At 65.7% G+C, this 24,989-nt stretch carries 23 protein-coding genes; 13 read left to right on the top strand and 10 right to left on the bottom strand.

What is annotated here, in order from left to right:
* The 3 genes from FJV43_RS25900 (at position 1) to FJV43_RS25890 (ending at position 4,820) form a co-directional block, all read left to right on the top strand.
* Entirely contained in the window at positions 1 to 1,191 is a 1,191-nt protein-coding gene (locus FJV43_RS25900; protein WP_239621888.1) for an acetate/propionate family kinase, read from the top strand.
* Positions 1,192 to 1,273: 82 nt separating this feature from the next.
* The gene (locus FJV43_RS25895; protein ID WP_239621887.1) at positions 1,274 to 3,202 is read left to right on the top strand and encodes a hypothetical protein; all 1,929 of its coding nucleotides are present in this window, start codon (positions 1,274 to 1,276) and stop codon (positions 3,200 to 3,202) included.
* A gap of 10 nt (positions 3,203 to 3,212) precedes the next feature.
* Positions 3,213 to 4,820, top strand: a complete 1,608-nt coding sequence (locus FJV43_RS25890) for a PEP/pyruvate-binding domain-containing protein (protein WP_239621886.1) — start codon at positions 3,213 to 3,215, stop codon at positions 4,818 to 4,820.
* Positions 4,821 to 4,899: 79 nt separating this feature from the next.
* Here FJV43_RS25890 and FJV43_RS25885 read toward each other — a convergent pair whose 3' ends face one another.
* Positions 4,900 to 5,739 carry an RMD1 family protein gene (locus FJV43_RS25885; RefSeq protein WP_239621885.1) on the bottom strand — a complete coding sequence of 280 codons (840 nt, stop codon included), beginning with the start codon at positions 5,737 to 5,739 and terminating at the stop codon, positions 4,900 to 4,902.
* Positions 5,740 to 6,062: 323 nt separating this feature from the next.
* On the opposite strand from FJV43_RS25885, the gene FJV43_RS25880 reads away from it, so the two are divergent.
* Together FJV43_RS25880 and FJV43_RS25875 are read left to right on the top strand one after the other, a co-directional pair.
* Entirely contained in the window at positions 6,063 to 6,638 is a 576-nt protein-coding gene (locus FJV43_RS25880) for a glycosyl transferase (RefSeq protein ID WP_239621884.1), read from the top strand.
* Between the two features lie 64 nt (positions 6,639 to 6,702).
* Positions 6,703 to 7,662 (top strand): helix-turn-helix domain-containing GNAT family N-acetyltransferase, encoded by a 960-nt coding sequence (locus FJV43_RS25875; protein ID WP_239621883.1) that lies wholly within the window; start codon positions 6,703 to 6,705, stop codon positions 7,660 to 7,662.
* A 239-nt stretch (positions 7,663 to 7,901) separates the two neighbouring features.
* Here the strand turns inward: FJV43_RS25875 and moaB are convergent, their stop codons facing one another.
* Positions 7,902 to 8,465, bottom strand: a complete 564-nt coding sequence (gene moaB / locus FJV43_RS25870; RefSeq protein ID WP_239621882.1) for a molybdenum cofactor biosynthesis protein B — start codon at positions 8,463 to 8,465, stop codon at positions 7,902 to 7,904.
* Positions 8,466 to 8,685: 220 nt separating this feature from the next.
* The gene (locus tag FJV43_RS25865; protein WP_239621881.1) at positions 8,686 to 9,627 is read right to left on the bottom strand and encodes a neutral zinc metallopeptidase; all 942 of its coding nucleotides are present in this window, start codon (positions 9,625 to 9,627) and stop codon (positions 8,686 to 8,688) included.
* A gap of 418 nt (positions 9,628 to 10,045) precedes the next feature.
* Here FJV43_RS25865 and FJV43_RS25860 point away from each other — a divergent pair, with 418 nt between their 5' ends.
* The 3 genes from FJV43_RS25860 to FJV43_RS25850 all read left to right on the top strand — a co-directional run bounded on the left by FJV43_RS25860 (position 10,046) and on the right by FJV43_RS25850 (position 12,483).
* The gene (locus FJV43_RS25860; RefSeq protein ID WP_275973686.1) at positions 10,046 to 11,176 is read left to right on the top strand and encodes a site-specific DNA-methyltransferase; all 1,131 of its coding nucleotides are present in this window, start codon (positions 10,046 to 10,048) and stop codon (positions 11,174 to 11,176) included.
* Between the two features lie 173 nt (positions 11,177 to 11,349).
* A complete protein-coding gene (locus tag FJV43_RS25855) occupies positions 11,350 to 11,676 on the top strand; it encodes a hypothetical protein (protein WP_239621879.1) in 327 nt (108 codons plus the stop codon).
* Positions 11,677 to 11,802: 126 nt separating this feature from the next.
* Positions 11,803 to 12,483: a glutathione S-transferase N-terminal domain-containing protein gene (locus FJV43_RS25850; RefSeq protein WP_239621878.1), complete on the top strand. Its 681-nt coding sequence runs from the start codon at positions 11,803 to 11,805 to the stop codon at positions 12,481 to 12,483.
* Positions 12,484 to 12,537: 54 nt separating this feature from the next.
* Here the strand turns inward: FJV43_RS25850 and FJV43_RS25845 are convergent, their stop codons facing one another.
* The 4 genes from FJV43_RS25845 to FJV43_RS25830 all read right to left on the bottom strand — a co-directional run bounded on the left by FJV43_RS25845 (position 12,538) and on the right by FJV43_RS25830 (position 18,717).
* A complete protein-coding gene (locus FJV43_RS25845) occupies positions 12,538 to 14,547 on the bottom strand; it encodes a methyl-accepting chemotaxis protein (protein WP_239621877.1) in 2,010 nt (669 codons plus the stop codon).
* A 267-nt stretch (positions 14,548 to 14,814) separates the two neighbouring features.
* Positions 14,815 to 17,361: an HWE histidine kinase domain-containing protein gene (locus FJV43_RS25840; RefSeq protein WP_239621876.1), complete on the bottom strand. Its 2,547-nt coding sequence runs from the start codon at positions 17,359 to 17,361 to the stop codon at positions 14,815 to 14,817.
* Positions 17,358 to 17,942 carry a biliverdin-producing heme oxygenase gene (locus FJV43_RS25835; protein WP_239621875.1) on the bottom strand — a complete coding sequence of 195 codons (585 nt, stop codon included), beginning with the start codon at positions 17,940 to 17,942 and terminating at the stop codon, positions 17,358 to 17,360. The genes FJV43_RS25840 and FJV43_RS25835 overlap by 4 nt, the downstream gene beginning before the upstream one ends.
* A 331-nt stretch (positions 17,943 to 18,273) precedes the next feature.
* The gene (locus tag FJV43_RS25830; RefSeq protein ID WP_239621874.1) at positions 18,274 to 18,717 is read right to left on the bottom strand and encodes a nuclear transport factor 2 family protein; all 444 of its coding nucleotides are present in this window, start codon (positions 18,715 to 18,717) and stop codon (positions 18,274 to 18,276) included.
* Positions 18,718 to 18,808: 91 nt separating this feature from the next.
* On the opposite strand from FJV43_RS25830, the gene FJV43_RS25825 reads away from it, so the two are divergent.
* Entirely contained in the window at positions 18,809 to 19,726 is a 918-nt protein-coding gene (locus FJV43_RS25825) for a LysR family transcriptional regulator (RefSeq protein ID WP_239621873.1), read from the top strand.
* Between the two features lie 212 nt (positions 19,727 to 19,938).
* Here the strand turns inward: FJV43_RS25825 and FJV43_RS25820 are convergent, their stop codons facing one another.
* A complete protein-coding gene (locus tag FJV43_RS25820) occupies positions 19,939 to 20,559 on the bottom strand; it encodes a glutathione S-transferase family protein (protein ID WP_239621872.1) in 621 nt (206 codons plus the stop codon).
* 128 nt (positions 20,560 to 20,687) lie between these two features.
* Here FJV43_RS25820 and FJV43_RS25815 point away from each other — a divergent pair, with 128 nt between their 5' ends.
* Complete coding sequence (locus FJV43_RS25815) at positions 20,688 to 21,965, top strand: flavin-dependent oxidoreductase (RefSeq protein ID WP_239621871.1); 1,278 nt, start codon at positions 20,688 to 20,690, stop codon at positions 21,963 to 21,965.
* A gap of 211 nt (positions 21,966 to 22,176) precedes the next feature.
* On the opposite strand, the gene FJV43_RS25810 is transcribed toward FJV43_RS25815, so the two are convergent.
* A complete protein-coding gene (locus FJV43_RS25810; RefSeq protein WP_239621870.1) occupies positions 22,177 to 22,599 on the bottom strand; it encodes a PaaI family thioesterase in 423 nt (140 codons plus the stop codon).
* Between the two features lie 67 nt (positions 22,600 to 22,666).
* Complete coding sequence (mutY, locus tag FJV43_RS25805; protein WP_239621869.1) at positions 22,667 to 23,785, bottom strand: A/G-specific adenine glycosylase; 1,119 nt, start codon at positions 23,783 to 23,785, stop codon at positions 22,667 to 22,669.
* A gap of 83 nt (positions 23,786 to 23,868) precedes the next feature.
* Between mutY and FJV43_RS25800 the strand changes: the two genes are divergently transcribed.
* From FJV43_RS25800 to FJV43_RS25790, 3 genes are read left to right on the top strand one after another with little or no spacing between them, the layout of a single operon-like run.
* Positions 23,869 to 24,153: a type II toxin-antitoxin system RelE/ParE family toxin gene (locus FJV43_RS25800; RefSeq protein ID WP_239621868.1), complete on the top strand. Its 285-nt coding sequence runs from the start codon at positions 23,869 to 23,871 to the stop codon at positions 24,151 to 24,153.
* Complete coding sequence (locus FJV43_RS25795; protein WP_028179397.1) at positions 24,125 to 24,448, top strand: HigA family addiction module antitoxin; 324 nt, start codon at positions 24,125 to 24,127, stop codon at positions 24,446 to 24,448. The genes FJV43_RS25800 and FJV43_RS25795 overlap by 29 nt, the downstream gene beginning before the upstream one ends.
* 9 nt (positions 24,449 to 24,457) lie before the next feature.
* Positions 24,458 to 24,949, top strand: coding sequence for a DciA family protein (locus tag FJV43_RS25790; RefSeq protein ID WP_194389215.1), 492 nt, complete (start codon positions 24,458 to 24,460; stop codon positions 24,947 to 24,949).
* The last annotated feature ends 40 nt before the right edge of the window (positions 24,950 to 24,989 follow it).

Genomic DNA, 24,989 nt, shown 5'->3' with positions numbered 1-24,989 from the left:
ATGCCGGACACGATCCTCGTCCTCAACTCGGGATCGTCGAGCATCAAGTTCGGCCTGTTCGATATCTCGGCGGCTGAGCCCACCCTGCTCTGCAAGGGCCTGCTCGACGAGCACGAGGCAAGACCCCGGCTCGTGGTGAAGGGCACCGCGGGCGAAGACCTGTTCGAGACACGAAGCGACGCGCCGGACGCCGCCGGCGGCCATCTGTTCGCCGACGTGCTCGGCTTCATCGAGGACCGGTTCGGCGAACGCAGCCTGCGCGCCGTCGGTCACCGCATCGTTCACGGCGGGCCGGATTATTCCGGCCCGGTCGCGCTGACGGACGACATCACCGCGAAGCTGGAGGCATTGACGCCATTGGCGCCGTTGCACCAGCCGCGCTGCCTTGCGCCGGTTCGCACGTTCGCGGCGATCCGGCCCGAGCTGACGCAGATCGCGTGCTTCGACACCGCCTTCCACCACGGCCTCGCGCCGCCGGCGAGCCGCTTCGCCATTCCCGGGCGCTTCGAGGCGCGTGGTGTCAGGCGCTACGGCTTCCACGGCCTCTCGTTCGAATATGTCGCGGGACGCCTGGCCGAGATCGCGCCGGAGCTTGCAGCCGGGCGCACAATCATCGCGCATCTCGGCAACGGCGCCAGCCTCTGCGCATTGCACGATGGCCGCAGCATCGACACGACCATGGGGCTGACGCCGCTCGACGGCCTCGTGATGGGCACACGCTGCGGCACGATCGATCCCGGCGTGCTGCTCTATCTGCAGCAACACGAGAACATGTCGGTCGAGGAGGTCCAGCAGCTGCTCTATCACGAGTCAGGCCTCTTCGGCGTCTCCGGCATCTCCGCGGACATGCGCACGCTGCTGGCGAGCGGCGAGGTTGCGGCGCGAGAGGCGGTCGATCTCTTCAGCTTCCGCGCGGCGCAGGCTGTCGCGATGATGGCGACCACGCTCGGCGGCCTGGACTGCCTGGTCTTCACCGGCGGCATCGGCGAGCACGCCAAGGAGGTCCGCGGCGCGATCGGCGAGCGTCTCGCATGGATGGGCGTGCGCATCGATGCCGCCAGCAACGACGCGGTGCGCGGGCGCATCAACGGCAGCGACAGCACCGTCGATGTCTTCGTCATCCCGACCAATGAAGAGATGACGATCGCGCGCCATTGCGCGGCTTTGATCCGTGGACGCCACGTCACGTGACAATTTTATGAATGATCTGCCGCAATGCTGCCGCCGCGGTTTCGCGGCAAAGAGAGCGCATCATCCTGGTTGCGGACAGATCATGAAGACCCACATCATCGAAGAGCTCGGACAAGGCAGCATCCTGTTGCCCGCGCTGGTGGCGGAAGGGCTCGCCGCCAACGACCGCATCAAGGTGCGGATGAGCGCATTGCAGGCGGCGGCCCAGCATGCGCAGGAGCCTGACCGGCCCGCGAATGACCTCGCCGTCGAAAGTCAGACTGCAGGCATCGCCCCCGCGGGGATCGCGGCGCTGATCGGCGGCGCCCGTCTGATCGGACAGGGCCGGCTCGCGGCCCCCGATCTTGCGGAGCTGATGCAGGAGATTGCGGACGATGCAGCGACCATGATCCGCGCCGTCGGCGCCGGCGCGGTGAGCGAAGGCGAAAGGGCGCAGGCGCGGCTCAACGCGATCCGCACAGCCGGCCTGCTCGATGCCACCGGCGAGATCGAGATGTCCCGCATCTCGCGTCTGACCGGCGTGGCCGACGCAGGCAGCGACAGCCTGCATCGCCTCGTCATGGACCTGCACAAGCAGCTCAACAGGCTTGCAGCGAGCTGCTCGGAAGAAGCGCTCGACGGCGCCCATGTCTTCGGCCTGCACAGCGAGGACCGGCCGGCCGTCGCGGCCTTCATGAAGGGCCTGAACGCGACGCGGGGTCTCAAGTTCAACCATCCAGGCCTCGACACCATGGCTACGCGCGCCGGCGGCCGGCTGCTGATCCAGAACGACATCGGCACCACGGACGCCCATGTCGTCGTGATCGCGGTGAAGAATAACGCGGTCACCGTCACCTACACCGACGTGCATCTGGCGCGAGCAAAATTCTTCATCTCGCTGTTCGACGCGTTCGAGGTGACCTGGAGCGGCCTTGATCGTCACACAGCGGCCGGCCTCGGCGAAGACAATTCATTCTATCTCGTCACCGGGCAGCACCAGGCCGACCACGCCGCCGATCGCAACGATTTCCTCGCCGCGCTCGGTGCCGCACTGGTTTTCCTGATCGACTGGAACAAGGCGCGCAAGCTGCTCAGGACCTGGGTCGCCAAGGATGACGCGGCACGCATCCTCGAATGGGCTGCGCGTCAGCGGATCGGCCATCGCGGCTTCCTCGAGCTCGGCGGCAACGATCTGCTGGGCTCTGCTGTCCGGAACGCCGCCCCCACACGGATCGGCTTCGGCGAGCGGCTCGACCAGGCGCTCGGCCGCAACGCTGCGATCGATTTTCTGAAGGCATCTCTGCGCGCCTCCACCGAGGCACTGCTTGCGGGCCGCTCGGTCAGGACGGTGCGCGACCAGATCGAAGCCGACCTGATGCGGCACCTCGATCGCGTCGACGGGACGCTGCTGGCAGCCGTGCTGCGCCAGATCGGCCTCGCCCACGATCTCGTCGCGGCGATCTCGCGCCATATTGCCGCGCTGCGCGCGAACCAGCCCGTCGACGGCAAGCTGTTGACGCAACGCTGCGGCGCGATCGAGCAGAAGGCCGACAGAATCGCGATCGAGAGCCGCAACGAGGTCGACCGCCTCAATGCCCGCCCGCTGATCGGACAATTGATCGATCGCGCCGAGGAAGCCGTCGACGAACTGGAGCAGGCCGCATTCATCGCAGCACTGATGCCGGAAAGGACCGATCCATCCCTGCTGGTGTCGCTGGTCGAGCTTTGCACAGTGGCCGAGACCGCGACCGAAGTGGCCGCGAGCGGCGTCGCGGCTGCGATCGACGTCCCGGAAGGACGGCGCGCAGATTCCGAGGACGCGCTCTCCGCCGTGACCCGCCTGATCGACGCCGAGCACACCGCCGACAGCCGCGAACGCGCGATCACTGCGCTGGTCTTCCGCGGCGGCTTCGACGTCGCGACCTCGCTGTCGGTGATCGAGCTCGCCCGCGCCGTCGAGCGTGCCACCGACCGCTTCGCCGCCTTCGGCCATCTGCTCCGCCGTCACATCATGATCGACCTCGCAGCTTGAGGAAGCCCCCATGCATATCGTCCGTATCGGCGCTGAAGCCGCCGAATTGCGCCCTGCCGAGGAAATCGGCGCCAAAGCCGCCAATCTCGCCCGCATGGCGGCGCTGGGCCTGCCGGTACCGCCTGCCTTCGTGCTCCCGGTCAAGCTCTGCGCCGACATCATCGCCGGCCATGCGCACGCCACGCGATACCTGCGCGATGGCTTGAAGGAGGGAATCTCGTTCCTGGAGAGCGCCACCGGAAAGCGCTTCGGGGACCGCCGGCAGCCGCTCCTGGTGTCGGTGCGCTCGGGGGCGGCGCGATCGATGCCGGGCATGCTCGACACCGTTCTCAACGTCGGCTGCACGCTAGACGCCGTGCACGGCCTGATCCGTGCGACCGGCCGGCCGCGGCTCGCCTGGGATTGCCGCCGCCGTTTCCTGGAGAGCTTTGGCGAGACCGTGCTCGAGCTCGACCCGGCCGCCTTTGCCGCCTGCATCTCGGAACTCGTCGCAGCCGAAGACGTCGGCAGCGACCGTGAACTCGACAGCGAAGCGCTCGAGCGGCTCGCCAGCCGCGAGCAGGCGCTGGTCGAAGATCGCGCCGATGCCCCGCTGGAGGACGCCTTCGCGCAGCTGGAGGCGGCGGCCCAGGCGGTTTATCGCTCCTGGATGAGCGAACGTGCACTGACGTATCGAAGCCTCCAGCACCTCGAAGCGCTCGAGGGTACCGCCGTGACCGTGCAGGCGATGGTCTTCGGCAATGGCGGTCTTGCCTCCGGCGCGGGCGTGGCATTCTCGCGCGATCCGTCCACGGGCGCGCGGCGTCCGATGATCGACCTCGTACTCGATGCGCAGGGCGAAGACGTGGTTTCCGGAAGACGCACACCTGATACGGCCGAGGCGATCGCCCGCGAGCTGCCGAAGCTCGAATCGGAACTCGGCGATATCCTGAGGCGACTCGAGCACGCGTTCGCAGACGTCCAGGACGTCGAGTTCACGGTCGAGAACGGCCGGCTCTGGATCCTCCAGACCCGCACCGCCAAGCGCACGCCGCGGGCCGCCGCCAGAATCGCGATCGACCTCGTGCATGAAGGCCTGATTTCGAAGGACGAGGCCTTGGAGCGGATTGCGGAGATCGACCTCGCCTCGCTCACCGAGACCAGGTTGGTTGCTCCGGGCAGGCCAGCTGTGACCGGCATCGGCGCCTCCGGCGGCATCGGGATCGGACGCGCGGCGTTCTCGTCCGAAAGCGCCCAGCGCCTCTCGGCGGCGGGCGAGCCGGTCATCCTGCTGCGTCCCGATACCAGCACCGCCGACGTCGCGGGTTTCGCGCTGGCTGCCGGCATCGTCACATCGGTCGGTGCGCGCACCTCGCATGCGGCGCTCGTAGCACGCCAGATGGGCAAGCCTTGCGTGGTCGGCTGCCGCGAGTTGAAGATCGATCCCGTCGCGAAGCGGGCCCAGCTCGCCCAAGTCAGCTTTGCCGAAGGCGAGTGGGTGACGATCGAGGGCGATGCCGGAGAGCTCTATTTCGGACGCTGCGAGACGATCCGGACACGGCCCGAAGCCGAGCTTGCCGAGATCGCCACGTGGCAGGCGCAATCCGGCCAACATGGCAGGCACGCCGCCGCGCCTTGAAGCGCGATGAGATTCGGATGAATCGCCGTCGCGCTTTAGGTTTTCCGGAAAATCGCTTCGCACTTTTCCAGATCATGCTTTAGTGACCGCGGCCGGTCAGGAGCTGGAAACTCCCCATCGCGACCTCGATCAGGATCAGCACCACGACAGCAATCTCCAGGCGGAGCGAGCGCTGGGTGTCGATGATGTCGGTGAGCGCGTTGGCGGTCTCCGACACCGCGGCAAGCTTGCGCTCGAGCGTGTCGAGGCGCTCCTTCAGCTCGTACTCGTCCTCCAGGCGCGAATAGAGACGATCGAGCTCGGGCTTCTCCCAGAGCACGTCGGGCTTCTCGGCAATGGCGACGCGGCCGGCGACCCGCTGCTGCACCAGCAGTGCGTTGCCGATCAATTGCAGGATGCCCTTGCGCCGTTGTGGCGTGCGGCCGTGTTCGGCGAGCTCCCGTGCAAACGGCTCGATCACGTCGAAGACCCCGGCAACGCGCCGCTCGTCGCGCGCCAGCGACGTGCTCTTGGCGAGCGCATCCGCAACCAGCAGCAGCCGGTCGTCGGAGAATTTGGCAAGGCAGATCGGCCCGCCCGGCTGGATCGCCTCGGCAGCCTCGTCGTGGCAGAGCTGCGCCTGCGCGATCTCCTCCTCGTAGGGGCTGAACTCTCCGGTCACCCGCGATTTCAGGGTGTCGACGAGAACCTTCTCTTCCGACGGAAGCAGCCCGATGAGGACCACGACGCCGTAGCGAAAGATCACGGCAAGGCCGGCATGGACGCGGAAGGCGGCCGGCGTCGAGGACACCAGGGTTCCGATCTCCAGGTTGGAAGCATTGATGCGGTCGCCCAGCATCAGCGCCCGGATCCGCAGGGTAGGCGCGGCCTGCTTCGGCGAGAGCGGCGCCGCGCCGACGGCGATTTGATCGGCGTTCATATCAGGCCTCTCCTGCGCGTAAGATCACACATTTCATTCGACCTTTCCTGCAAGCTGCATCCTCAGCTGCGAGGGAGCGAGTGCCGGCGCAGCGACAATGCCGCCATGAAGCCCCGGATTAATACTGTCGGGCGGGGCTTGTGCCGAAACAATCGGCAATATTACCAGCCCGCGCAGGACACTTTTGGCTGCAATGACTGGCGACGGTTTACCATCGCATGCCGCGGCACCGCCGGAAAGTTGCACTCGGCCACGCTACGGGTTTATGACAACGTCATGCAGCGCTACGCTTCTCCCGAAGTGCGGACATTGAAGCCTCAATCATGCTGAGCGTCATCATTCCGACCGAAGGTGTCGAGCAGACGGCGGTCGCAACCCTGGCCGCGCTGGTCCCCGGCGCCGCCGCGGGCGTCATCCGGGAAGTCCTTCTGGTCGACCGCACTCGCAACGGCGTCATCGAGCGCGTTGCCGACGTCGCAGGCTGCCGCTTCATCGCGTTCGAGGGACACTCGCAAGGCGCCGCGCTCGCCGCCGGCGCGCTCCAGGCCCGATCGCCCTGGCTGATGTTCCTTCCCGCAGGCGCCGTGCTGGAAACCGGCTGGATCGAGGAAACCAGCCAGTTCATCCAGGCGGTCGCAAATAGCGGCCGGGATCGCGCGGCCGTGTTCCGCTATGCACGCTCGCCTTACGCAAGTACCACCTTCCGCGACATCGTCTGGACCGTCGCACGCAAGCTCGGCGGTCCGCTCGGCGATCAGGGCCTGTTGATCGCGCGTGATCATTACGACCGGATCGGGGGCTACCCGCCCCAGGCCCGCCATTCCGAGGCACGGCTGCTCCGGCGGCTAGGCCGGTCCTCCCGGACCATGCTGCGCAGCCGGATCGTCATGGTCGCCTGAGCCGCTCCAGATACTTGCCAACGTCAAATAATTAATTGACAATGGCAAATATCAGAGTGATCCCATGCCGTCCCAATCTTCACCATCAATCCCAGCGACCGAACGGGTCGCCGACGACCAGATCGCGGCGGTCCGCGCCTTCAACCGCTTCTATACCCGCAAGCTTGGCGTGCTCGACCAGCACCTTGGAAAGAGCCCGTTTTCGCTCAGCGAGGCCCGGGTGCTCTATGAACTCGCACATCGCGACGAGCTAGCGGCGAAGGAGATCGGAAACGAGCTTGGTCTCGACCCCGGCTATCTCAGCCGCATCATCCAGAGCTTCGACGAAAAGGGGCTGATCACGCGAAGGCCCCTGCCCGCAGATCGCAGGCAATACCAGCTCAGCCTCACCACCAAGGGCCGCCAGGCTTTCGCCAAGCTGAACCTGAGCTCGCAAAACGAGGTTGCCGCAATGCTGGCCCGACTTTCGGCCAGCGATGCAACGCGGCTCACCCAGGCCATGGCGACCATTGAAGCGGTGCTGGAGCCGCATCACAGCCAGCCCGCGGCTTTCATGCTGCGCAGCCATCGTGTCGGCGACATGGGCTGGGTCGTCTCCCGACAGGGCGCCGCTTATGCCGCGGACTACAACTGGGACATCAGCTACGAGGCACTGGTCGCCGAGATCTGCGCACAGTTCATCAGGAACTACGACGCCACGCGCGAGCACTGCTGGATCGCGGAAGCGGACGGCGAGCCGGTCGGCTCGATCTTTCTGGTCAAGGCCACGGACGAGATCGCCAAGTTGCGCCTGTTGCTGGTGGAGAAGAAGGCACGGGGCCTCGGTGTCGGCCGCGCGCTGGTCGAGCAATGTATCCAGGGCGCGCGCGAGCGGGGCTACAGCAAGATGACGCTGTGGACGCAGAGCATCCTGGTTGCCGCACGCGGCATCTATCAAAGTGCAGGTTTCAGGCTCGTCGCCACCGAGCCGCATCGCAGCTTCGGGCAGGATCTTGTTGGGGAGATCTGGGAACGGGATCTATGAGCTTGCTGCCGGCGAAATGCGCATCGGGGCGAGATGCGCATTGATGTGCCCTCTCCCCTTGTGGGAGAGGGCGTCTCCGCTGGCTGACACGGATTCGCTTGGGTGAGGGGTATGCCTCCGCGAGCGTCAGTGCATGTGGATAGCACCCCTCATCCGGCGCTTCGCGCCACCTTCTTCTACAAGGGGAGAAGGGAAGAAGTCCGTGCCTCGATCAACTGGACATCATCCGCACAACCCGCCTACACCGTCGCGCCTTGCGCCTTCGGCCGGCGCAGGTGCTCGTCCAATCGCGGCATGATCTCGACGAAATTGCAGGGGCGCGTGCGGTAGTCGAGCTGGGCTGCGAGGATGCCGTCCCAGCCATCGCGGCAGGCGCCGGGCGAGCCAGGGAGACAGAAGATGTAGGTCGCGCCGGCGACGCCCGCGGTGGCGCGGCTCTGGATCGTCGATGTGCCGATCTTGGCATGGCTCAGCATGTGGAACGCGATCGAGAAACCGTCCATGCGCTTCTCGAACAGCGGCTCGATCGCCTCCGGCGTGACGTCGCGTCCCGTAAAGCCGGTGCCGCCGGTGGTGATGACGACGTCGACGCCGCCATCTGCAATCCAGCGGCGGATGACGGCGCGGATCGCCTCGACATCGTCGGTGACGATCTCGCGCGCGGCGAGATGATGACCCGCCGCGGTGAGGCGATCGACCAATGTCTGGCCGGACTTGTCATCCGCAAGCACGCGCGTGTCGGACACCGTGAGCACCGCGATGTTGAGCGGGATGAACTGCTTGGTTTCGTCGATGGAAGCCACGACTTCACTCCTGTTTCCCCAACCTCCGCCGTCATCCTGAGGTGCGCGCCCTGCGATGCACTTGCATCGCAGGGCGAGCCCCGAAGGATGGGCCAGGGGCTCGTCCTCCTTCGAGGCTCGCCGAAGAGGCGAGCACCTCAGGATGACGCCACTACTTCTGAATCCTAAGATGCACAATCACGCATCATAATTCGTGCTGCGTCGGGGCACGAACTCGTGACTACAACGCTCCCGCGCCGAACGTGTTGCAGGCCTGGACCGTGCCCTGCTGGTAGCCGGTCATGAACCATTGCTTGCGTTGCGCCGCCGAGCCGTGGGTGAAGGAGTCCGGCACGACGCGGCCCGTCGACTGGCGCTGCAGCGTATCGTCGCCGATCGCGCTCGCCGTGGTCAGCGCAGCCTCGATGTCGCCGGGCTCCAGGAAGTTCGGACGCTTCTTCGCCTCGCGGTTGACCCAGACGCCGGACAGGCAGTCGGCTTGCAACTCCACCTTCACCTGGAGCGCATTCGCCTCGGCCTTCGAGCCGACCTGCTGCTGGAGCCGCGTTACGCGCGGAATGATGCCGAGCAGGTTCTGGATGTGATGGCCGGCTTCATGCGCGATGATGTATGCCGTCGTGAAATTGCACGCCGACTTGCCGGCGCAGCCGCGAAAGCGTGTCTCGACTTCGCGGAAGAAGGCGGTGTCGAGGAAGATGGTCCGGTCGGGCGGACAATAGAACGGCCCCATCGCCGACTGCGCCATGCCGCAGCGCCCGCCGTTGGTGGCGTTGCGGAACAGCACGATCTTCGGACCCGTGTAGGACTGGCCGCTGGCCTGGAAGATCTCGCTCCAGCGATCGTCGATCTCGCCGAGAATGCCGGAGATCATGCTGCCCATCTCGTCGGTCGGCGCGCCGCGCTTGCCCGAGGACGCCTGGCGATCGGTCTGGTAGGTCGGCGCATGGCCGCCGCCGGTCAGAATCTCGGCGCCGCCGATCAGGATGCGTGGATCGATGCCAAAGGCGTAACCGACCAGACCGAGGATAATGATGGTACCGATGCCGAGCCCGCCGCCGCCGATCGGCAGGCCGAACCCGCCTCCTCCGCCGCCGCCAAAGCCACCACCTTCGTCGCGACGATCCTCGATGTCGTCGCTGCGGCGGAAGTCATCGTAACGCATGGCGGCTTTCCCTCGGGGGTCCCTGATTCAGTTTCGACGGCGCACAAGTATGCGAGAAGCTCAACGCGCCACACACGTAAAATTTCCGTTGCCTTTATCAATATCGTGGCCGGCAAAAATTGCCTAGTGCGACAGCATGTCGATGCCAGCAATTTTTTCCGAGGGTCGAGCAATTTTTTCCGAGAGAAATTTGCGGCCTTCTTGCGGCCATGATTGCTGCAGCGAGCCGAGCAAACGCGAAATACACTGTAAAACACGGCGAATGCGCACAACCACGTTCGCACAACCGGCAAGGCGAGGGCTGCTCACGAAAGCGGCGGGTTAAGTCGTTTTTTACTTTGCCCCTTCAATGTAACGGCCAGTCGGTTGTTTGGTCCCGCGTCGCCGACAGCGTCGCCTGAGTCAGAGTTCTTGAGTCATGGTAGAGTCGCGTCGCGGGGCGTCTGCAAGGGCGCCCCGCACAAATTTCGAGTCTCCTTCGCATCGCATCATTCTCGGCGATTGCGTCGCCGAAATGTCGAAGCTTCAGGCTGGTTCGGTCGACCTGGTGTTCGCCGACCCGCCCTACAACCTCCAGCTCAAGGGCGATCTCAAGCGCCCCGACGAATCCCATGTCGATGCCGTCAACGACGACTGGGACAAGTTCGATTCGTTCGCCGCCTATGACGATTTCACCCGCGCCTGGCTGCTTGCCGCCCGCCGCGCGATGAAGCCATCGGCGACGATCTGGGTGATCGGCTCCTATCACAACATCTTCCGCGTCGGCGCGATCATGCAGGACCTCGGCTTCTGGCTCCTGAACGACATCGTCTGGCGCAAGTCGAACCCGATGCCGAATTTCCGCGGCCGCCGCTTCACCAACGCGCACGAGACCATGATCTGGGCCGCGCGCGACGAGAAGGCCAAGGGCTATACGTTCAACTACGAGGCGCTGAAGGCCGCCAACGAGGATGTGCAGGCGCGGTCCGACTGGCTGATCCCGCTCTGCACCGGCGAAGAGCGCCTCAAGGGCTCGGACGGCAAGAAGGTGCATCCGACGCAGAAGCCGGAAGGCCTGCTCGCGCGCGTGCTGCTGTCGTCATCCAAGCCCGGCGATCTCGTGATCGATCCCTTCAACGGCACCGGCACCACCGGCGCGGTCGCCAAGCGCCTCGGCCGCTCCTATATCGGCTTCGAGCGCGACAAGACCTACGCCAGGGCGGCCGAGGCGCGCATCGCCGCGGTCGAGCCGCTGCCGGAAGAGAGCCTCGCCCCGTTCATGACCGCGCGCGAAGCGCCGCGGGTGGCGTTCTCCGAGCTGATCGAGCGCGGCATGATCATGCCCGGCACGAAACTGTTCGACGCCAAGAAGAAGCTGGGCGCGCTGGTCCGTGCCGACGGCGCCATCATGCTGGGCGACAAGGTCGGCTCGATCCACCGCATCGGCGCCGTGGCGCAAGGCGCGCAGGCCTGCAACGGCTGGACCTTCTGGCACGTCGAGACCAAGAAGGGTCTCAAGCTGATCGACGAGCTGCGCGCCGAGATCCGCGCCGGCATGGCGGCGGAGTAGTCGCTTCCGATCTCGTTGGGTGGGCAAAGACGCAAAGCGCCGTGCCCACCATCTCCCCCGGAGACACGGATTTCGTGGGCACGCCTCGCTTTGGCCACCCTACGGCGCCTTGAACATCGCCTTCACGAGGACTAGACTCCCCCGATCAGCCCCGTCCTGACCGGTTGGGCTCCATGCGACGACATTCCGAGACATTGCTGCTGGTGCCGCTGCTGCCGATCTTCCTGGTCGGCATGTTTCCGATGTTCCTGATCGCGCTGTTGGGATTTTTCGGGCTCGCGCTGTTCGGCATGCTCGTGATTTGCGTCGGGCTCGCCAGCAGCAACGAGGCGCACGACAATTTCAACCACGACGTCATCGTCCACGGCTACGCGCGCGGGCCGGAGCGCGCGGCGCGAGCCTCCGACATGCATCTGGCCGCGCGGCTCGGGCTGCGGCTGGAGGCCGTGGGCGCGGCCATGGTCATTACGGCGGCAATCGGCCTTTGTTACGCCGCTTGACCTGCGCACCGCGCAGACACCGCCCGGCAAACTCGCCGGTTGCTCTCCCGCAGCGGGTTCAGGCAAGACAAGGTCCGCCTAACCACGCCGCGTTCGCGCGCGCAACAGACACCGAGGAGATGCTCGATGCTCAGATTCTATTTCAACGGATCGCCGAATCCGACCAAGGTTGCGCTGCTTCTGGAGGAGTCCGGACTGGCCTTCGAGCCGGTCAAGATCGACACCCGCAAGGGCGAGCAGTTCGCGTCCGAATTTCTGAAGATCAATCCGAACGGCAAGGTGCCGGCCATCGACGACAACGGCACGATCGTGTTCGACTCGAACGCCATCCTGCTCTATCTCGCCGAGAAGACCGGCAAATTCCTGCCCTCGAACCGCGCCGAATTGCTGTCCTGGCTGATGTTCGTGGCGACCGGCGTCGGGCCGTATTCGGGTCAGGCCGTCCACTTCAAGCATTTCGCGCCGAAGGACCAGAACCACGACTACGCCCATAATCGCTACCAGTACGAGACCGATCGCCACTACAGGATTCTCGACGGTCACCTCGAAGGCCGCCGCTACATGGTCGGCGACAGCTATTCGATCGTCGACATGGCACTGTGGGGCTGGGCGCGGATGGTGCCGTTCAAGCTCGGCGATGACGCCTTCGCGCGATACCCGAACGTGAAGCGGCTCGTCGACGAGATCTCGGCGCGGCCCGCGGCGGCGCGCGCCATCGCCCTGAAGGACAAGTTCACCTTCAAGGCCGAGATGGACGACGAGGCGCGCAGCAACATGTTCAAGCACATGACGACCAAGGTGGCCTGATCGCGCCGCTCCTCGAGGCCACGCGCATGCGCGTGGCCTTTTGCGTTTGAGATTTTAGGCGGCGTGGACCGAGCTCAGGAACTTGGCCACTTCGAGCTTGAGGCGGTTGCTGTCGGCCGAGAGCGAGCGTGCCGCCGAAAGCACCTGCGAGGACGCCGAGCCGGTCTCGGAGGCGCCGCGCTGCACGTCGCCGATGTTGGACGACACCAGCTGGGTGCCGTGGGCCGCCTGCTGGACGTTGCGCGAGATCTCCTGCGTCGCAGCGCCCTGCTGCTCCACGGCGGCGGCGACCGTCGACGAAATTTCCGACAGCCGCTCGATGGTGCCGCTGATCTCCTTGATCGAGCCGACCGACTCCTCCGTCGCGGCCTGTATGCCGGAGACCTGCTGGGCGATCTCGCCGGTGGCCTTCGCAGTCTGCTCGGCCAGCGCCTTGACCTCGGAGGCGACCACCGCAAAGCCGCGGCCGGCTTCGCCCGCACGTGCCGCCTCGATGGTGGCGTTCAGCGCCAGCAGGTTGGTCTGGCCGGCGATGGTGCTGATCAGCTCGACCACGTCGCCGATCCGCGCGGCGGCCTTGGAGAGCGCGCCGACGCGCTCGTTGGTCCGGCTCGCCTGACCAACGGCCTCGGTGGCGATGCGGGCGGATTCCTGAACCTGGCGGGCAATCTCGGATACCGAGGAGGAGAGCTCCTCGGTCGCCGAGGCGACCGCCTGCACATTGGCCGAGGCCTCCTGCGAGGCGCTGGCGACCTCCGTTGACAGGTCCTGGGCGCGCGCCGCGGTCGTGGTCAGAGTACCTGCAGAGGCTTCGAGCTCGCTCGACGCCGACGACACCGTGTTGACGATCTCACCGACCGCCTGCTCGAACTGATCGGCAAGCCTCGCCATGTCGGCCTTGCGGTTCTCGGCCTGCCGCGCCTCGAGCTCGGCCTGCTCGGAGCGCATGCGCTCGGTCTCGATCATGTTGTCCTTGAACACCTGGATCGCCTTGGCCATGTCGCCGATCTCGTCGGCCCTGCCGCGGCCGGGAATCTCGACATCGAGATTGCCGCCGGCAAGCCGCCCCATCGCACCTGTCATCGAGGTCAGGGGACCGACGATGCTGCGGGCGATCAGGAAGGCGACGATGCCGCCGAACAAAATGGCGAGACCGCCGGCGATCTCCTGAACGGTCGTCGTTCCGGCGATCACGGCTTCGGCGATGGCGCGCGATGCCTGGTAGTCCTGCTTCAGCGTCGTTTCCGCCACCTTGAGCTTGCCGATGCTGTCGACGATGAGGGGCGCGAGGTTCTTATGGTAGATCTCGTCCGCCTGAAGCATCGCTGCCGAGGTGGTCTCGAATGCCGATTTGTAGATTCCGAGCGCGGTCTTCACCGGCGCCAGCGTGGCTCGCAACTCCGCCGCCTGCGGGCTCTTTTCGAGTGCCGCGAGCCGTTGCGCTGCCCTGTCGACGCTCGCCCTGAAGGTCGCAGGGCCCTGCGTATCGCGAAGGGCCAGAAAACGCCAGTTTGCGATCCTCACGAGCAGGATTCGCGATTCGAGATCGGCGACGAGGGCCGCGGTATCTTCGTCGACGGCGGCGCGCGCCACGTCGACAAGCTTGCCCGTCTTGACGGCGAGATCCTCCCCGCTCGGCAGCAGCGTCGCCTTGCCCGTTCTCGCCTCGTTGACGGCGTCTCCGAGATTGTCACGCAGGCGTCGCATTTTGGCGATGTCGTCGATCAGGCCGTTGTAGAGCGTTCTCCGCTCCTCCGAGAGCGTGCGCTTCGCCTCGGCCTGCAACAGTGTGATCGCGGCAGTTTCCCGCTCCTGGGCCTCCTTCATCGCAGGCTCGTTCGCATCGTAGACGTAGCGCAGATTGGCGCGCTGGATCGCCTGAAGATGGGTGGACATCTCCAGCACCCGCGCCGTGCTGTCCGAGAGCGCGGATTGTCTTGCGACCTGATCCTGCACGTCCTGCAAATTCCAGACGGCAACCACGGCCATCACGAGACCGACCGCCACCAGGGCCATGAAACCTGCGTACAGGCGTCCCCTGATCCGCAAACGAAACTTCGGCATTCCCACTGTCCATCCAGATGATGTGAATTCGAGGGGCCGAACAACTCCGGCGATCGTCACGGCCACCCTGACAGCCGCACGTCGCGTCCTGGCGACCCACGCTGCACCGCGACACAATGGGGGACACTTGTTAATTGAACCTTCCAATTGTTCGCGCGCGCCGGTTCGGGCCCGCGCCAAATCTGCTGATTTTATCGGCAGCTATGCAAAGCCGCATGCGAATCCGCCGGGGCATGCAGGACTCCGCATGCAGTCCGTAACGGATGCTTATCGGGCGCCCGCCTGCTGCAATTTGCCGAGCGCGTTCTCGACCACTTCCAGAGTGTAAGGTTTCTGGACCACCGGCGCCGACGCCAGTTGCTCCGGGAGCGGCGCGCGCTCGCCATAGCCGGTCGCGAAGATGAAGGGCACCCCGATCTCCTTGAGCTTCTGAGCCACCTTGATGCTGCTCTCGCTGCCGAGGTTGAGGTCGAGCAGGGCAAAGCTCGGCCGGGTGCGCTCGATCGACCGCAGCGCCTGATCGACGGTCGCGGCGGTGTCGACGTGGCGGGCGCCGAGATCGAGCAGGATGACCTCCGCCGCCATGGCGATGATCAGATTGTCCTCGACGATTAATGCCGTGTCGGAAATCCTGGGTCGGGCGGACTGCTGCTCCTCGACGCGCATGGCGGCTCCTGCGATGGACGGTACCAATTCGACGAAATTGGGGGGAATCACGAACTTCGCCTGCACGCCCAACAGGTCGAAGCGGATCTCGGCATCGCCCTTGAGGTCGAACGGCACCGATCGCTCGATGATCGTGGTGCCAAAGCCGCGCCGCGACGGCGGCTGCACCGGCGGACCGCCGCTCTCCTTCCATTCGATGACGAGGCTGGAGGATGGGTCAAGACGCCAGACCACTTCGACACTGCCGGTGGAATCGGCAAGTGCGCCGTATTTGGCGGAATTGGTCATCATCTCATGCACGACGAGCGCCAGCGTGGCGAACGCCTTTGGATCGAGCGCGACGTCCGGACCGCCCATCTTCACCCGTTCCGCGCGCGCACCAAGATAGGCGCCGGCCTCGGACTCGACCAAGGTGCGGAGCGCGACCGGGGCCCAGTTCAGGTTTGTGATCTGGTCGTGGGCGCGCGCCAGCGCCTGGATGCGGCCGCCGAGCACGCCGGCGAACTCCTCGACGCTGGTCGCGGTGTCCTTGCTCTGCGCCACCAGGGCGCGCACGAGGCTCAGGATGTTGCGGACGCGGTGATTGAGCTCGGCGATCATTAACTCCTGCCGCTCCTGCGCCCCGCGGCGCTCGCGCGCGGCGAGGTCGGACAGTTGCAGGATCACCTCGAGCAGCGTGACGCGCAGGCTCTCGGCGATGCGGATGTCGGCCGCGGACCACGGCTTCGACTGTCCTGCCACCGTTTCCTGCCAGAGCTCGAAGCTCTTGCGCGGCGTCAGGCGCGGCCCGTGCGGACCTTCGTCGTAGACCTTGTTGGGATCGACCGCCCACTTGACCGAGCGCGTCACCTCGCGCCGGAAGAAGATCAGGCAGTCGCGCGGGGTGCGCGAGATCGGGATGGCGAGAAAGCCAGCCGCGCGGTCACGGAAGGCCTGGCCGGCGGCATAGACTTTGGCGATCTCGGCGGTCGCGAAAATCCGCCCCGGCGAAGTCCGGTTGATGAAGGCGACGAGATCCTTCACCTCGTCTTCGGTCGGCGTCTCGCCCTCAAGCGCGATCTTGTTGTCGGACCAGACCGCGACGCCGTCGCACTCGACCATCTTGCGGTAGTCACCAAGGAAATCGACGATCGCACGGCGGCTGTGCTCGTGGGAAGCCGCGATCTCGATCAGTCGCTCCTGGACCTGATGAGCGCGGGCCTCATAGGCGACGTCGCCCTCGCGCTCGCGGCCCTCCACGATCCAGGAGAACATCTGCCCGAACAGCTCGGAGGCCGTACGCTTGTCGAACGAAATATAGCGCGGCGAATAATGATGGCAGGCAAACAGACCCCACAGCTTGCCATCGCGCAGGATCGACACCGACATGGAGGCGGCAACGCCCATGTTGCGCAGATATTCGATGTGGATCGGCGAGACCGAGCGCAGCACGCTCATCGAAAGATCGAGCAGCCCTGCGTTGTGCGTAGCCGTCGACACCAGCGCGGCCGGCCCGGCATTGACGTCGGCGATGATGCGCAGCCAGTTGCGCTGGTAGAGGGTCCGCGCCTGCCTTGGAATGTCCGATGCCGGATAGCGCAGGCCGAGGAAGGATTCGAGCCCCGCCTCCACGGTCTCGGCGATCACCTCGCCTGATCCGTCCGGATGAAACTGATAGACCATGACCCGGTCGAAGCCGGTCAGCACCTTGAGCTGGCGCGCCGCCTCCCGCGCCAGATCGGCCATGCCGCGCGTCTTGCGGATCCTCTCGAGCATCAAGCGCACGAGTTCGCCCGAATTGACGCCGGGCTCGTGCGCGCTCGGCTCCGCCTCGATGATCAGATAAACGCCGGAAAGATGAATCGAGAGATCGAAGGGCGGCCTGCCTGGCTGCAGCTCCACGCCGAACAGGCGTTCCGTCGCGTCCGGACCACCGAGATGATCAACGCGTCCGCGGATCGTTTCGACCGCCGTCGCAGAGACGACGCTCGACAGCGGCTGCTGGAGCAGGTCGGCAACATCCGTCCCAAGGAAGCTCCCTACGTTGTTCGATGCCATGCAGATCGTGAAATCCGACAGCACAGCCAGCAGGAAGCCAAACGGCTGCACGCTGCCGGGAATGTGAATCGGCTCGCGGTCGCAATTGGTGAGATTGACCGCCTCGTTCATGCCCGGTCCGCCGCCCGCTCGAATGCGTCGAAAGCAATGCGAGCGAAATCGATGATCTCGTCCTCGTCCCCCGGCTCTTCGCTTGCGAGCTTCATCAGAAAGCTCTGCCAGAGCCGCTTGCCCGCGCCATGGCGGAGATAGGTGGTGGCTTCACTGATGCGCGAATCGCCCGCGTCCGCGACTGTCTTCAGCAGGAACTTCGCGCCGAGCCGCGAGCCCTCCAGCACATACATCGTGCCCAGCACCCCGCTGCGCGTCAGCCGCGGCACCGACACTGTCGACGCCGCGCTCGGGCCTAGGCGTCCAAGATCAACCGCAATCGCAGCGCTGCGCGACCGTTCGGGCCAGTCCGGAAACATGCGCTCCACGCCCGCCTCGACGAGCGCGGCTTCGAGCGGAAGAAGAGCTCCGGCGCTGGCCTGAAGAAAGCGGCGATAGCCGGCGAGCCCGCCGAGATCGAATGCGGAAAGCCGGGTGTCGAGCGCGCGGTGCGCAGCCGAGGTCGCTTCTCTCAGTCGTTCGCGGAGTCCGGAGAAGCTGCAGCCCACCTGTGTCGAAACGTGCGAAGCCCCAGCCAGCATGAAATTCCCGGAAATGCAGGTTGCCGGGGCGCGATCGCTCCCGAGCGAAGGGAACGCCGGCGGAAACCGAAGGTTCCGCCGGGCTCGGAAGGAAATAGAGGCGCCTCCGCTCTATTTCCGCCGGACAGGTTTTCTCAGCTCGTACGCAATCTCCGACCGCGTCATTCCGCAATCCAGAAGTTCCCGCTCGCTCATGGCGGCGAGCTGGCCGTGTAACCGCGTGCGCTCTCGCCGGAGCCGGATGAACTCCGCCAGCTTTCGCCAGACCCACACGACCCTCGCAGACGGGAACGAATGGCGCCAGCCGGCAGGCCAGATGGTGCTCAAGCCGTTAGCCCGCGACCCTCGCGACCGTTTGTGGAAACGGACCGAGCGCCCTCTCGGTCAGGATCGAGTCGCAGTACTCGCGGATCTCCTTGATCTTGCCGTCCGCGAGGCGAAACACCAGGCAATAGTCGTTGTCGTAGCGCACGCCTTCGGGCGTGACGTTGTCGCCCTTGGCTTCCACGACGACGATGTCGCCGTCGGCGATGAAGCGGTGAGCGATTGTCCGCGTCCGGTCGCGCAGGCGTGTCCGCACATAGCCGTGCAGGTCGTTGAGGATCGCCTCCTTGCCTGAAAAGGTGCGGGACCAGGAATATTGCCCGGTCACGACCCATTTGGCGTCGTCGGCAAGACTGGCGGTGAACAAGGCGCGGTCGCGCGCGGCCGGATCGGGATTGGCGGCGGCGGCAAAGATATCCTGCATCAGTTTCTTGTTGGCGGCTGCGCTCATGGCGGCATCTCCGTGGTGTGACATCCCGAAGATCATCACCGGCCGATCAGCATTCTTCAAATCGATAGTCTATATGATATATATTCGCCTTATGAATTTGAATTCGCTTGACCTCAATCTGCTGACCGCGCTCGATGCGCTGCTGCGCGAGGCCAATGTCAGCCGCGCCGCGCTGCGGCTCGGGCTGTCGCAGCCGGCGGCAAGCCACGCGCTCCAGCGCCTGCGCGACATTTTTGGCGATCCGCTGCTGGTACGCACCGGCGCGCGGATGGAGCTGACGCCACGGGCCCTGGCGCTGCGCGCCCCGCTGGCGCAGGCGCTGGACCAGGTGCGCGGGCTGTTCGTGCCCGACGATTTCGACGCCGCGCGCAGCGAGCGGCAATTCCGCCTGATGATGCCGGATCTCGCGGTCGAGCTGTTGATGCCGCGCTTCATGGAGAAGGTGACGCAGGCCGCGCCCAACGTCCGCATCGACGTCGTGCCGTGGCGGGGATCAGCGATCTTCCATGCCGAATTCGCCCGCACCATCGACCTCGTGATCTCGATCGGAAACGCCTTCAAGGGTTTTCACCGCCAGCTGCTCTATACCGACAGCGACGCATTGGCGGTGCGGCGCGGCCATCCGATAGGCGCGAAGTTGAAGCGGCGCGAGACGTTCCTGGCTGCGCGCCATGTCGGCGTGATCATCCGCGGCGGTGCCGAGGACCTGATCGACCCCTGGCTGCGAGCCAAGGGCATCGAGCGGCATATCTCGCTGGTGGTGTCAGGCTATCTCGAGGCGCTGCACGTCGCCGCCCGCACCGACCTCGTCGCCTTCGTGCCGCGCCGGCTGATCGCGGCGCTGTCGAAGCAGCTCGGCCTCATCACGGTGACGCCGCCGCTCGACCCCGGGATCGACGAGCAGTTCATGTTCCATCCGACCCGCGCGCAGATGGACCCCGGCTCGATCTGGCTGCGAAGGCTGATGCTGGAGACCGGGCGGGAGCTGGAGAAGCGGCGCGCCGGTTAGGATGCCCCCTCACCGAACACGGTGTCGTCCCGGACAAGCGCGCCTCTAAGCGCGCGCCGATCCGGGACTGATAGCCACAGGGAGATGTTTGGCGAAGACCGGTCATTCGGGACTTCAACCGATCGCAATCGACAGATTCCACAGTATGGATCCCGGATCAGCGCTCGCTAGGCTCGCTTGTCCGGGACGACGGCGGAATATGACGCCGAACCTTACGCCTTCTGTGCCGCCATCACCTTGCTCACCGCGGGGCGGTCGGACATGCGCTTGAAGTGATCGGCGATCTTCGGCGTCGCATTGATGTCGACGCTGTCGCCTTCGAGCCAGGTCGAGAGCGTGTAGAGATAGGGATCGCAAATCGTGAACTGCTCGCCCATGACCCAGGGTCCCCGAAACATCTTCTGCTCGATGAGCTTGAAGCAGGCCGCCATGGTCTTCGGGACCATTGCCTTCATGTCGGCGAACGAGCTCTCCTGCGTCGCCCAGCGCGCACCGCGCATCTTGTGAGCGTGGTTGATGTGCACGGTCGAGCAGAGATAGGAGTTGAACGACTGCACCTCGGCAAAGTCGAAGGGATCGTCGAGCGGTGCGAGCTTCGCCTTGGGGAAGGTCTGCGCGATGTAAGCCAGCATCGCCGGCGTCTCGGTCAGGACGCCGCGGTCGGTGACCAGCGCCGGCACGCGGCCCTTCGGGTTGATCGCGAGATAGTCCGGGCTGTTCTGCTGGTTGTCCTTGAAGCTCAGCCGCTCGGCCGTGTAGTCGGCGCCGGCTTCTTCCAGGGTGATGTAGGTGGCGAGCGCGCAGGTGCCGGTGGCGTAGTAGAGCTTGAGCATGTCGGACCTCATGGGAAAACCGAAAATTAACGACTGTCGGGCCCGACGTCCATAGCACAACATCCTCTTCGCAGTTGCCCACCGCCATCCGGCTGTGCCAAGAGGCCCTACGATAGGGAGGGGTTCTCATGACGGTACTCATCGCCGGTGGCGGCATCGGCGGGCTGACACTTGCGCTCAGCCTGCACGGAATCGGCGTTCCCGCAAAAGTGTTCGAGAGCGTCGCGGAACTGAAGCCGCTCGGCGTCGGCATCAACGTGCTGCCGCATGCGGTGCGCGAGCTGATCGAGCTCGGCTTGATGGACAAGTTGGACGCCAGCGGCGTGCGGACGCGCGAGCTCGCATATTTCTCCAAGCACGGCAAGCCGATCTGGAGCGAGCCCCGCGGACTGGAAGCCGGGTACAAATGGCCGCAATTCTCGATCCACCGCGGCACGCTGCAGCAGCTCCTGCTCGACACCGCGATCGAGCGGCTCGGCCGCGACAACATCCTCACCAGCCACCATCTGACCGGCTGGACCGAGACGGCGGACGGCGTGCGCGCCGAATTCATCGACAAGGCGACCGGCAAAGCCGCAGGGACCTACGACGGCGCGATTCTGATCGCCGCCGACGGCATCCATTCCGCCGTGCGCGAAAAGCTCTATCCGGGCGAAGGCCCGCCGATCTGGAACGGCCGCATCCTCTGGCGCGGCGTGACACCCGCGAAGGCCTTCCTCAGCGGCCGCACCATGATCATGGCGGGGCACGAGATCCTGAAATTCGTCTGCTATCCGATCAGCAAGGCGCCGGATGCGGCGGGCAACCATCAGATCAACTGGGTCGCCGAGCGCCACATGCCCCCGACCTATCAGTGGCGGCGCGAGGACTATAACCGCACCGCGCGGCTGGAAGAGTTTTTGCCCTGGTTCGAAAACTGGAAGTTCGACTGGCTCGACGTGCCCGGGCTGATCAAGAACTGCCCGCATGCCTATGAATATCCGCTGGTCGACCGCGATCCGGTGTCGCAGTGGACCTTCGGCCGCGTTACGCTGATGGGCGATGCCGCGCATCCGATGTATCCGATCGGCTCGAACGGCGCCTCGCAGGCGATCCTCGATGCCCGCGTCATCACCCGCGAGATTCTCGCGCATGGGCCGACGAGCGCCGCCCTGCTCGCCTACGAGGCCGAGCGGAGGCCCGCGACCACCGACCTCGTCCTGCTCAACCGCAAGAACGGCCCCGAGCAGGTGATGCAGCTCGTCGAGGAGCGCGCGCCCGACGGCTTTGAGGTCGTCACCGACGTCTTGTCCCAGCAGGAGCTGGAAGGCATCGCCGCGAACTACAAGCGCGTCGCGGGATTTCAGGTCGACGCGCTGAATGCGAAGCCGCCGATCGTGAGCGCGGGTGCGCGCGCGAGGGCGTGATGCTCTCGCACGAGGCGAGATGCCCGTTGATGTGCCCTCGCCCCTTGCGGGAGAGGGCAGCGATGCCGGTAGACGCGGGCTCACTCGGGCGAGGGGTATCTCTCCGCGAGTCCAACTCGCAGTTTAGACTCGCGGAGAGAAACCCCTCATCCGGCGCGTCGCGCCACCTTCTCCCACAAGGGGAGAAGGATGAGCAGTGCGCAACACCAAACTATTTCCCCACCACCCTCGCCGCCTCCAGCAGCCGCTCGCTCGCGCTGGCCGTCGCCAGCAGGGTGCCGTCCTCTGCCATCAGCTTGGCTTCGACGAAGGCTATCGTCTTGCCGAGCTGCGTCACCCTCGCCTCGCCGATGATCGGCCCGGGCCTGGCTGGGGCCAGAAAGTTCACGGTCATGCTGATGGTGGTGGTGTAGAGCCGGCCCTCGCTCATCACCAGCACGGCCGGGCCCATCGTGTCGTCGAGCATGGCCGAGAGCATGCCGCCCTGGATGAAACCCGCGGGGTTGCAGAACTCCGGCTTGCCGTCGAAACCGAGCTTGATCCAGCCCTCCTGCGGGCGGGCATCGAGCAGGCGCCATCCCAGCAGCTCGGCACAGGGTGGTCTTCGGAAGTTGTCGAGCGCGGTCTTGACCATGCGAGATCTCCTGTTGCCCGCTGGTACCGCAAGGCTGCTGACAGCCTGTTGTCAGCAGGGTGGGGTCCTAGAAACCCAATCCATGCGCGATGACCTTGCGCATGACGTTGGGCAGCGCTTCGCCGGCCAGGGTTGCGATCGGCACCCAGCGCATGCCCTCGGGCGCGCGGGTGCGGGCTTCCACCTTCGCGGTGTAGACCACCAGCTCCAGCGGGAAATGCGTGAAGACGTGGGTGACGACGCCCACCTTGCGCTGCCAGCGCGACAGCCCCTTCAGCTCCGGTGCCTGCTGCTTCGCCGCCGCATCGTCCTGGCCGGCCAGCCAGTCCGAGCCCGGCACTTCCGTCATGCCGCCGAGCAGCCCCTTGTCGGGCCTCGAGCGGACGAGCAGCTCGTCGCCGCGCGTGACCACGAAAGCCGCGCCCCGCCGCAGCGTCCCGCTCTTCTTCGGCGCCTTGCGCGGAAAGGTCTCCTGCGTGCCCTGCGCACGCGCGATGCAATCCTCGCTCAGCGGGCACAGCGCACAGGCCGGCTTCTTCGGCGTGCAGATCGAGGCGCCAAGATCCATCAGCGCCTGCGCGCTGTCCCCCGCGCGAGACGTCTCGTCGCCGGCGCGAGAATCCACCAGCAGCGTCGCGGCCAGCTGCTGGATCAGCGGCTTGGCCTGCGGCAGCTCCTCCTCGACCGCGAACAGGCGCGACACCACCCGCTCGATATTGCCGTCGACCGGCATGGTGCGGCGGTCGAAGGCGATCGCAGCGATCGCCGCCGCCGTGTAGGGCCCGATCCCCGGCAGCGCGCGCAAGCCCTCCTCCGTATCGGGAAAGACGCCGTCATGCTCGCGCGTCACCGCGACCGCGCAAGCATGGAGGTTTCGCGCGCGCGAGTAATAGCCGAGCCCCGCCCACATCCGCAACACGTCGTCCTGGGAAGCCCGCCCCAGCGCCGCGACATCCGGCCAGCGCGCGACGAATTTTTCGAAATAGGGGCCGACCGCCTTCACTGTGGTCTGCTGGAGCATGATCTCCGACAGCCAGACGCGATAGGGGTCCGATGTCTCACCGGGGGCCGCGCGCCAGGGCAGGCGACGACGGTGGCGGTCGTACCAGGCGAGCAGCAATGCAGGGCGAGCCGGCGAGCTCGCCGTCGCGCTCCGTTCCTTCTTGCGCGCGGTCGGGGAGGACATTCGCCTTTTCTAGAGGAGGATTCCGCCTGTGGCCAGCGAGACCAGACCATTGCGGACTATAACGCCTTGCGTTATACACAATCATGATCCAGAGCTTCGCCAACTCCGAGACGGAGTCGATCTGGTCCGGGCGGCGAAGTCGAAAATTGCCGCCTGACATTCAAAACGCAGCCTTGCGCAAACTGCGCTTGCTGAATCAAGCGCGGGTGCTGGCCGATCTCAGGGTTCCCCCGGGCAACCGGCTCGAAGCCCTGAAAGCCGACCGCCAAGGACAGCACTCGATCCGGATCAACGATCAGTGGCGCATCTGTTTTGTCTGGGATGCCGGAGGACCGAGAGATGTCGAAATCGTCGACTACCACGCCTAGGAACGGGCTGCTCCGCAATCCCCATCCGGGCGAGATCCTGCTGGAGGAGTTCCTGAAACCGATGGATCTCAGCCAGAACGCGCTAGCGCGCGCCGTTCGCGTGCCGCCGCGGCGGATCAACGAGATCGTCCTCGGCAAACGCGACATCACCGCGGACACCGACCTGCGGCTCGCCCGCTATTTCGGTCTGTCGGAGGGCTTTTTCCTGGGGCTCCAGATGGATTACGACCTGATGCAGCGACGGCGCGAGATCGACCGCGACCTCAAGGCCATCCGGCCCCGCGCGGCAGCCTAGTTTGGTCCCATGTCCAAATTCCCTCCCAAGCCCGGTCCCATCAGCGCCAAGCCGCTCGGCATCCTGCTCGACGACGTCTTCGCCGAGGCCTATGCCAAGCAGGGTTTTGCCGCGCGCGAGCTGGTGACCCGGTGGGCGCAGATCGCGGGGCCGGAGATCGCGGCCCACGCCGAGCCGCTCAAGATGCAATGGCCGCGCCCGGTGGAGGGCCAGCCGCAGGAGCCGGCCACCCTGGTGCTGCGGGTCGAGGGACCGATGGCGCTGGAGATCCAGCACTCCGCCGATGTCATCCTGGAGCGGGTCAACCGCTTCTTCGGCTGGAATGCGGTCGGCAAGCTCGCCTTCCGCCAGGCTCCTCTGTCGCGCGCCCAGCGCCGGGTGCGGCCCGGCCCTCCGGACCCCAAGAGCGTCGCCAAGGTGGCGGAGAGCCTGGGCGGCATTGAAGATGACGAGCTCAAGTCGGCACTGGCCCGGCTCGGGGCCGCCATCAAGCGAAATTGAGCCTCATTCCGCCGCCAAACTGGACCCGTCCGTGCGGCCC

The sequence above is a fragment of the Bradyrhizobium sp. I71 genome (assembly GCF_022354745.1).
Classification (GTDB): Bacteria; Pseudomonadota; Alphaproteobacteria; order Rhizobiales; family Xanthobacteraceae; genus Bradyrhizobium; species Bradyrhizobium liaoningense.
The sequence above is the reverse complement of the archived record's forward strand: the minus strand, read 5'-3'. Positions and strand labels throughout refer to the sequence as shown.

What these genes read in the sequence shown, in the direction of transcription:
- FJV43_RS25885 (WP_239621885.1), bottom strand. Translation starts at nt 5,739, where the DNA reads ATGAACGCCGATCAAATCGCCGTCGGCGCGGCGCCGCTCTCGCCGAAG.
- FJV43_RS25795 (WP_028179397.1), top strand. Translation starts at nt 24,125, where the DNA reads ATGTCGAAATCGTCGACTACCACGCCTAGGAACGGGCTGCTCCGCAAT.
- FJV43_RS25835 (WP_239621875.1), bottom strand. Translation starts at nt 17,942, where the DNA reads ATGCTGGCTGGGGCTTCGCACGTTTCGACACAGGTGGGCTGCAGCTTC.
- FJV43_RS25865 (WP_239621881.1), bottom strand. Translation starts at nt 9,627, where the DNA reads ATGCGTTACGATGACTTCCGCCGCAGCGACGACATCGAGGATCGTCGC.
- FJV43_RS25820 (WP_239621872.1), bottom strand. Translation starts at nt 20,559, where the DNA reads ATGCTCAAGCTCTACTACGCCACCGGCACCTGCGCGCTCGCCACCTAC.
- FJV43_RS25860 (WP_275973686.1), top strand. Translation starts at nt 10,046, where the DNA reads ATGGTAGAGTCGCGTCGCGGGGCGTCTGCAAGGGCGCCCCGCACAAAT.
- FJV43_RS25815 (WP_239621871.1), top strand. Translation starts at nt 20,688, where the DNA reads ATGACGGTACTCATCGCCGGTGGCGGCATCGGCGGGCTGACACTTGCG.
- FJV43_RS25850 (WP_239621878.1), top strand. Translation starts at nt 11,803, where the DNA reads ATGCTCAGATTCTATTTCAACGGATCGCCGAATCCGACCAAGGTTGCG.
- FJV43_RS25895 (WP_239621887.1), top strand. Translation starts at nt 1,274, where the DNA reads ATGAAGACCCACATCATCGAAGAGCTCGGACAAGGCAGCATCCTGTTG.
- FJV43_RS25880 (WP_239621884.1), top strand. Translation starts at nt 6,063, where the DNA reads ATGCTGAGCGTCATCATTCCGACCGAAGGTGTCGAGCAGACGGCGGTC.
- FJV43_RS25845 (WP_239621877.1), bottom strand. Translation starts at nt 14,547, where the DNA reads ATGCCGAAGTTTCGTTTGCGGATCAGGGGACGCCTGTACGCAGGTTTC.
- FJV43_RS25855 (WP_239621879.1), top strand. Translation starts at nt 11,350, where the DNA reads ATGCGACGACATTCCGAGACATTGCTGCTGGTGCCGCTGCTGCCGATC.
- FJV43_RS25825 (WP_239621873.1), top strand. Translation starts at nt 18,809, where the DNA reads ATGAATTTGAATTCGCTTGACCTCAATCTGCTGACCGCGCTCGATGCG.
- mutY (WP_239621869.1), bottom strand. Translation starts at nt 23,785, where the DNA reads ATGTCCTCCCCGACCGCGCGCAAGAAGGAACGGAGCGCGACGGCGAGC.
- FJV43_RS25890 (WP_239621886.1), top strand. Translation starts at nt 3,213, where the DNA reads ATGCATATCGTCCGTATCGGCGCTGAAGCCGCCGAATTGCGCCCTGCC.
- FJV43_RS25800 (WP_239621868.1), top strand. Translation starts at nt 23,869, where the DNA reads ATGATCCAGAGCTTCGCCAACTCCGAGACGGAGTCGATCTGGTCCGGG.
- FJV43_RS25810 (WP_239621870.1), bottom strand. Translation starts at nt 22,599, where the DNA reads ATGGTCAAGACCGCGCTCGACAACTTCCGAAGACCACCCTGTGCCGAG.
- FJV43_RS25875 (WP_239621883.1), top strand. Translation starts at nt 6,703, where the DNA reads ATGCCGTCCCAATCTTCACCATCAATCCCAGCGACCGAACGGGTCGCC.
- FJV43_RS25900 (WP_239621888.1), top strand. Translation starts at nt 1, where the DNA reads ATGCCGGACACGATCCTCGTCCTCAACTCGGGATCGTCGAGCATCAAG.
- FJV43_RS25830 (WP_239621874.1), bottom strand. Translation starts at nt 18,717, where the DNA reads ATGAGCGCAGCCGCCAACAAGAAACTGATGCAGGATATCTTTGCCGCC.
- FJV43_RS25840 (WP_239621876.1), bottom strand. Translation starts at nt 17,361, where the DNA reads ATGAACGAGGCGGTCAATCTCACCAATTGCGACCGCGAGCCGATTCAC.
- FJV43_RS25790 (WP_194389215.1), top strand. Translation starts at nt 24,458, where the DNA reads ATGTCCAAATTCCCTCCCAAGCCCGGTCCCATCAGCGCCAAGCCGCTC.